The 7,262-nt window shown below is 45.1% G+C and carries 7 protein-coding genes; 1 reads left to right on the plus strand and 6 read right to left on the minus strand.

Features of this window, described 5'->3' with window-relative positions; translation table 11 throughout:
- From PX484_RS18710 to plsX, 3 genes are all read right to left on the minus strand, one after another.
- Positions 1-436, minus strand: a 436-nt coding sequence (locus PX484_RS18710) for an acyltransferase domain-containing protein (protein ID WP_288105083.1), incomplete at its 3' end; no start/stop codon positions are given.
- A gap of 138 nt (positions 437-574) precedes the next feature.
- Complete coding sequence (locus tag PX484_RS18715; protein WP_287668154.1) at positions 575-1,576, minus strand: beta-ketoacyl-ACP synthase 3; 1,002 nt, start codon at positions 1,574-1,576, stop codon at positions 575-577.
- Between the two features lie 183 nt (positions 1,577-1,759).
- Positions 1,760-2,815 (minus strand): phosphate acyltransferase PlsX, encoded by a 1,056-nt coding sequence (gene plsX / locus PX484_RS18720; protein ID WP_004268976.1) that lies wholly within the window; start codon positions 2,813-2,815, stop codon positions 1,760-1,762.
- 149 nt (positions 2,816-2,964) lie between these two features.
- On the opposite strand from plsX, the gene PX484_RS18725 reads away from it, so the two are divergent.
- Complete coding sequence (locus PX484_RS18725; RefSeq protein WP_287766790.1) at positions 2,965-4,257, plus strand: D-alanyl-D-alanine carboxypeptidase; 1,293 nt, start codon at positions 2,965-2,967, stop codon at positions 4,255-4,257.
- 502 nt (positions 4,258-4,759) lie between these two features.
- Here the strand turns inward: PX484_RS18725 and argC are convergent.
- From argC to PX484_RS18740, 3 genes are all read right to left on the minus strand, one after another.
- Positions 4,760-5,821 carry an N-acetyl-gamma-glutamyl-phosphate reductase gene (gene argC, locus PX484_RS18730; RefSeq protein WP_004268974.1) on the minus strand — a complete coding sequence of 354 codons (1,062 nt, stop codon included), beginning with the start codon at positions 5,819-5,821 and terminating at the stop codon, positions 4,760-4,762.
- 274 nt (positions 5,822-6,095) lie between these two features.
- On the minus strand, positions 6,096-6,359 hold the full coding sequence (locus tag PX484_RS18735) for a DUF3146 family protein (protein ID WP_004268973.1): 264 nt from the start codon (positions 6,357-6,359) through the stop codon (positions 6,096-6,098).
- Positions 6,360-6,445: 86 nt separating this feature from the next.
- On the minus strand, positions 6,446-7,262 hold an 817-nt coding region (locus PX484_RS18740; protein WP_288105086.1), incomplete at its 5' end, for a DUF389 domain-containing protein.

The following is a 7,262-nucleotide window of genomic DNA, read 5'->3' on the forward strand; positions in this document are numbered from 1 at the left end:
CATTTTCCGTCTGATTAATCACTGTCTCTAGACTGGTGCGATCAAATTTCATTAAGGCGGCCATTTTACCACCTTCGGCCGCATCCATCAAACGGGAACGGTTTTGAACTAGATTTAATCCTGTCTCAAAATTAAACACCCTGGCTGCATACAAAGCGGAATATTCACCGAGACTATGACCGGCAACTAGATCGGGAAAATGACCTTTTTCTTGCAACAAATCCGCTAAAATACTCTCCACCACAAATAAACAAGGTTGGGTATAAAGAGTACGAGATAGGGTTTCTTCATCCCCTTGACATTTTTCCCAGACCGACCAACCGAGGATTCTTTCTGCTATTTCTAATCTCTCTTGGCCAAGCGCACTTTCCGCTAAATCTCCAATCATTCCTAACGCTTGCGATCCTTGTCCCGGGAATATCCACGCTGTTTTCATAAGTTCTTAAAATAGATAGATAGATGTGTTTGGGTCAGTTATCAGTTATCAGTTATCAGTTATCAGATGTGAGTTTTTAGTTTACTGTTTACTGTTTACTGGTTACTGTTTACTGATCACTGTTTACTGTTCACTGAATTAATCTCCCCAACGGAAGATAATCCCACCCCAAGTTAAACCGGCACCAAAGCCGGAAGAAGCAATAATATCACCTTTTTTGACCTTACCACTCCTGACAGCTTCATCGAGGGCTAGAGGAATCGATGCCGCGGAAGTATTGCCATACTCGCTGAGATTGCTGATCACTTTTTCCCGAGGCAGTTTCAGGCGCTCGCTCACCGCGTCCATAATTCTTTGATTAGCTTGGTGCAGAACTAACCAATCGATGTCACTGGTGGTTAAATTAGCCCGATAGAGAGCTTTTTCGATGACCTCTGGCACTTTCGCCACGGCAAAACGATAGACTTCCCGTCCGTTCATCGTTAGAGGCTTATAGGTCCCTTTTTGAACCCTTATCCCCTCCTTAAGAGGCAATTCCTCCCCCTGATAGGCGAGATTAAGAGAACCATTCTGGCTGCCGTCACTATGGAGTTCAAAACCGAGAATGTTATCTTTTGTATCATTTGCTTGACAAAGAACCGCCCCTGCCCCATCACCAAAGAGGACACAGGTAGCGCGATCATTCCAATCCACCCAACGGGAGAGAACATCGGCCCCGATAACCAAGACATTGCGGTAAGTACCAGTACGGATAAACTGGGTGGCGGTGACTAATGCCACCAGAAAACCCGAACAGGCGGCGGTGAGATCAAAAGCGATCGCCCGATTGGCCCCGATCTGACTTTGAACTTGGGCCGCACTACCGAACAGATCATCGGGGGTAGAAGTAGCCAAGAGAATCAGATCGATGTCCCTAGGTGATACCTGAGCCATTTCTAGAGCCTTAATCGCCGCTTGGGCCGCTAGTTGGCTTAAAGACACCGATTGATCCGCTAAATGACGTTTACCGATGCCAGTACGACTTTTAATCCACTCATCGGAAGTCTCGACAATTTGGCTGAGTTCTTCATTACTAAGAAATTGCGCTGGTGTGGCTGATCCACAACCGGTCATGACGACTGCTGCCCCGAATCCGTTCAAAATATTCCCCCTTTTTCAGTTATCAGTTATCAGTTATCAGTGGGAAGTAGGAATTATAAATTCTAAATTATGAATTATGAATTGGGAGGTGGGGAGGTTTTCAGTAAACAGTGAACTGATAACTGATAACTGTCTCCCGTCTCCTGTCTCCTGACTCCCGACGGCTTCAAGATGGCTGACAGCTTAATCTTCACTGTTCACCGACAACTTTTTTAATTGATGATGGTGGTCATTGTAGGCTTGAATGCGCTCAGAAACGCGATTATCAACGGCATTTTTCGCCTGTCGGATAGCGTTAAAAATTGAAGGTGCTTGGGAACTGCCGTGACTGATCACACAGACCCCATCGACTCCAAATAACAGCGCACCACCGTGTTCTGCATGATCCATGCGTTGTTTGATCTGTTTAAGATTGGGTTTAATTAAAGCCGTCCCGACTTTACCCTGTATCCCCCTAGGTAATTCCTCTTTGAGAATTTGTAGGATAACCCCTCCCACCGCTTCGGCAAATTTTAACAGGACATTACCGACAAAACCATCGCAGACGATCACATCGAATTGTCCCGATAGCACATCCCGGCCTTCAGCATTGCCAATAAAGGGAATTTGCTGGTTATTTTCTAATAATTCGTAGGTTTTTAGGGCGAGATCGTTACCTTTGCTGGGTTCTTCGCCGATATTGAGTAAACCGACTTTCGGATCTTCAACACCCATAACGTATTTACTGTAAATTGTCCCCATTAGGGCAAACTGCTCTAAATATTTGGGTTTACAGTCCACATTCGCCCCGACATCGAGGATAATCACCGATTTACCCGCTAACATCGTCGGCAGCACCGCACCGATCGCCGGGCGATCGATTCCTTTTAAACGACCTAAACGCAGCAACGCCGCCGCCATGGCTGCCCCGGAGTGACCGGCGGCCACCACTGCATCGGCGCGATTTTGTTTGACTAAATCCATGGCCACATTAATCGAGGCCGCCGGTTTGCGACGGATAGCGGTGATCGGCTCTTCGTCCATAGCCACCACTTCCTCTGCGTGGACGATGGTGAGATTCTTGGGACGGGGATGATGCTGGAAATAAGCCTCAATCCGTTCAGAATCGCCGACTAATAATACTTCTACATCTAATTCTTCGGAAGCTCGCATCGATCCCGCGATGATCTCGTTGGGAGCGTAGTCACCTCCCATCGCATCTACCGCGATTCTTGCCCGATTTAATGCCGTTTCTGCCATTGAGTCAGTGGGATAGAAATCTTTAATAAGTTGAGCGGCAGCTCTTGAGAAAAGCTGGCCGATCGAGGATTAGTGTTTTCTGATCGAGCAATTGTTAAAAATTACCAATCATCTCTATACAATAAGGCATCATTGCGATTAAGGAAAAGATGTTCTCAGTTTTTAATTTGGCAGTTTTCGGCTTTCTCTTCGGTTGGCTGGGGGGGCAATCCCAACCGATCGCCAATATTCCCCTAATTTCTTGGCAAAATCAGCCTATTTTTGACCTTCCCACCGCTCCCGATCCCCGGGTGGCGGCGATCGTGGCCGATTATCTGCAAGACTTGACGAAAAAAGGTTTAAACTCTAGTCAACAACGGGTCTTAATTGAGACGGAATGGGCTGATTTAGCTGACCATCAGGGTAATCTGCCCGCTTCGGGGGCTTCTTTAACTAAAATCGCCACTACTCTCGCCGCCGTGGAAACCTGGCCTCTCGATCATCGTTTTGCTACTCGTTTTTACACAACGGGAGAGCTTAAAAACGAGGTGTTGGAGGGAGATTTAATTATTGAAGGGTCAGGGGATCCTCTCTTTGTCTGGGAAGAAGCGATCGCAGTGGGCAATGGCCTCGATCAATTAGGTATCCGTCAGGTCAAAGGCGATCTGATCATTACGGGTCAATTCGCCATGAATTTTCAAACCGATCCCCTCAAAGCGGGAGAATTGCTGAAAATTGGGCTTGATCAATCGAAATGGTCAAAAGAAACCCAAAAAGCTTTTCAGAGTCTTCCTAGCGGCACACAAGCCCCACAGGTGAAGATTTTGGGCATGGTTCGAGCCAGTCAAATTCGCCCCGAAAATGCCCGATTATTGTTGCGTCATCAGTCCTTAACTTTAACGGAACTGTTGCGTCAGATGAATATTTATAGTAATAACGTCATGTCAGAAATGTTAGCGGAGTTGCTCGGTGGTCCCGCGGCAGTGGACGCAATTAATACTAAAATTACTGGGGTAGGAGCGGAGGAAATTCAATTAATTAATGGTTCGGGATTGGGGGTAGAAAATCGCTTGTCTCCCCGGGCAGTTATTGAGATTCTGAAAGCATTGGATCGCAAGTTAGCCAATCAACCGATCAAAGTCGCCGATTTATTTCCGGTGGGGGGACGCGATACCAAAGGAACTATGCAGTGGCGGGCCATTCCTAAAGGAGTGATGATTAAAACTGGAACTTTGGCCCAAGTTAGTGCCTTAGCCGGAGAAATTCCCACCCAAGAAAGGGGTAAAGTTTGGTTTGTAATTATGAATGCTGGTAGTAGCAATATCGAGGGATTCAGAAATCAGCAGGACCGGGTGTTACAAGCTTTAGATCAACACTGGCAAATTCTCCCGGAAGCTACTAAAGGATCGATTCCTGCAAGGGCCTTTCTAGGTGATCCCAGTCGAATAAGTCAAGGTTTCTAAGGGGTTGATATCAACTTGACAATCAAATTTAGTTTGGTGGTGAGGAACTTTAGCAAGGTTTTATATTCACTTTTGCCGATAAACTGACTACTTTTCTGCCATTTTCTCCTTGTCTTTGCTGCCAATCGGTAAACAAATCATAGTGACAAAATTTTGCCAGTTTTTCCCGAAATTGAGCAAAGGATGTGATGTGTGGTTAAACGGGGTGCATCTCACATTTGCAGAAATACCGACAATCAGCAATTATCAGTGACTCTTAAACTGGTACAAATATATCAACAATCGCGTGTAAGCATCCCACCGAAAAACTAATGCGCGGGGGGTTTGGGGGCGGCGCCACGCCCCCAACGGGGGGTTTGGGGGGTAGAACCCCCCAAAGGCTTGGATTGAGTGATAAAATCGGAAGTGATCACCAATTTTAGAAGATAGTTTCCCTTTAAAAATCCCAACTCAGTAGATTTACAAAAATGAGATGTACTCGGTTAAACGCATCCAGGAATTTTTAAGGATAAAAACACATTTGCGGTAAACCAAGGGATTCTTCCCAACCCATCATGAGATTGAGACATTGTACCGCTTGTCCCGATTGTCCCTTAACTAAATTATCGATCGCTGACATCACTATCACCCGATCGGTTCTCGGATCCACTTCAATACCGAGATAACATAAATTAGTACCACAGGCCCACTTAGTTTGTGGATAGACTCCCCCCGGTAGGATTTTGACAAAGGGAGAAGCGCGATAAAAAGCATTGTAGATAGTGATCAAATCATCCCGCACCAGATTGGGATCCCGCAAAGTTGCGTAAACTGTGGACAGGATACCCCGAACCATGGGCATTAAATGGGGAGTAAACTGGACGCGCACCTCATGACCGGCTAAATCACCGCAAATCTGCTCAATTTCGGGAGTATGACGGTGTTTTCCCGCTACATTATAGGCCCCGATCGAACTATCTGCTTCTGCCAATAACATATTAATCTTAGCCTGTCTTCCCCCTCCCGAAGTTCCCGATTTGGCATCGATAATCGTGGTTTCCGGGACAATTAAACCCTGTTTTAACAGGGGAGAAATCGCCATTAAACTAGCAGTAGGATAACATCCGGGGCAACCGATCAAAGAGGCATTTTTAATATCTTCCCGATAAAGTTCTGGTAAACCGTACACAGCCGTAGATGCGATCGCTTGATCCTGACGTTCCTTGCCATACCATTTACTATAGGTTTCTAGGCTAGTAAAACGATAATCTGCTGACAGATCCAACACTTTACACCCTTTAGCGAGCAAAGGAGGGGCTAAATCACAGGCTAAACCATTGGGTAAACCCAAGAAAACCACTTGACAACGGGAGGCAATTATGTCTAAATCGATCGCCTCCACATTAAGATTAATACTATGACCGAGATGGGGATATAAATCACTGTAGGGTTTCCCCGCACTACTATCGCCCCCCAGATAGACTAATTCTACTAAGGGATGTTCTTTGAGCAAACGTACCAACTGTACGCCACCATATCCCGAAGCGCCGACAATACCCACTGAAACCTTCTGTCCTTGCGTCATTTCCCTTATTCCTAAAAATTCTTATCGTTAATATAACGCTTTGCTATGGCTGAATTTTAGCCTAACCAGTGGGATTTAAATCAAAAAACTTCCTGTAAAAACCCAGAATCTCGGCCGGGTTGTCCATAAAACGTCAATTTCTCTTGATCAATAGCCGGTTATCTTAATGATGAGGTACAAAGTTTTCCTTTTAGGGAATCGGTCATCGGGAGATGAGGCCAAATTAGGTTAAACTTCCTCTTTAGGAGAAAACCTGTGATTTAATCCTCCATCTTTACAATTTTGATCGCACCGTAAATTCATAATCTCCTCCCGGTTCTAATTGATAATCGTAGCGTTCTAAAAACCGATTCAAGGGTTCAAAAATCAAAGCCCTACCTAGGGAAGGTTGTACTAATAACTTACCTTGAAGAAAATGCCATTGAAACCGCCATTGATATTCTTCCGTCCGCACTTCCCCCTCTAATTTCCCCGTTTGCCAAGATTGCTTAATTATCCGCACATAAGCCGTGCTTTCTGGTCGATTGCCGCTACTCACCTGAACCCTACCTATAGATTAAATATCAAACATTAAGATAGCGAATTAATCCTTGTTTGTCATTACTTGCGCTAATTTTATCGACTTTATTCTGGGGCAGTGACTTCATTAACCTTAGAAACCAAGACATTTAATTGAAAAGGGCGCCCCATTTCCTTAGTAATGAATTCTTCCAACAATTCCACCTGTCTGGGGGTAATGCTTTCGGCGGTTCTTACTACTAATCTCACCCGGGGAGGTTGCTTGAGCCAATTAATCGAAGATTCCAATAATTCTGCCCGTTGAAAAGTAATCGTTCGTTGGAATAAAGCTTTTTTAATCAACCTTTCTAAGCGAGCTTGATTGGCCAGAGTGGCAAAACTTATTCCTAAGGGAATTAGCAAAACTGCTGTCAGGATAGAAGTCAAAATTAGAGCATTACGCGCCCGATGAAAATTAGAATAACCTGCCAGCAAAAAGACCAACAAACAGGAGAGAGCAATGCCTAATAAATTGGTAATATATAACAGAGTTGCCCCCAAACTTAGGACCCAATTGCCTTGGGATAATCCTAAACCAATCGTACAAACTGGCGGCATTAAAGCCACGGCGATTGCTGTTCCCGCTAAAGTACCTGAAATTTTCGGTTCTATTTTGGCATAACCACTGATTGCGCCCGCCGTAATTGCTACTCCTAAATCTAAAAGATTCGGTTGAGAACGGGCTTGAATTTCACTACCAAATTCAGAAATTCCGATCAATAATCCTAGCAACCAAGCTATTGCTAAAGCGATGATCGTACCAACTAAAATCGCCAAGGCCGACTTACGAATTAATCGCCAACTGCCAATTAAACCACCAAAAGCCAGACTACGAATCGGCAACATCAAAGGGGCAATAATCATCGCCCCAATAATCACGGCC

Source organism: Microcystis sp. M49636_WE2 (assembly GCF_030065375.1).
GTDB lineage: Bacteria > Cyanobacteriota > Cyanobacteriia > Cyanobacteriales > Microcystaceae > Microcystis > Microcystis aeruginosa_C.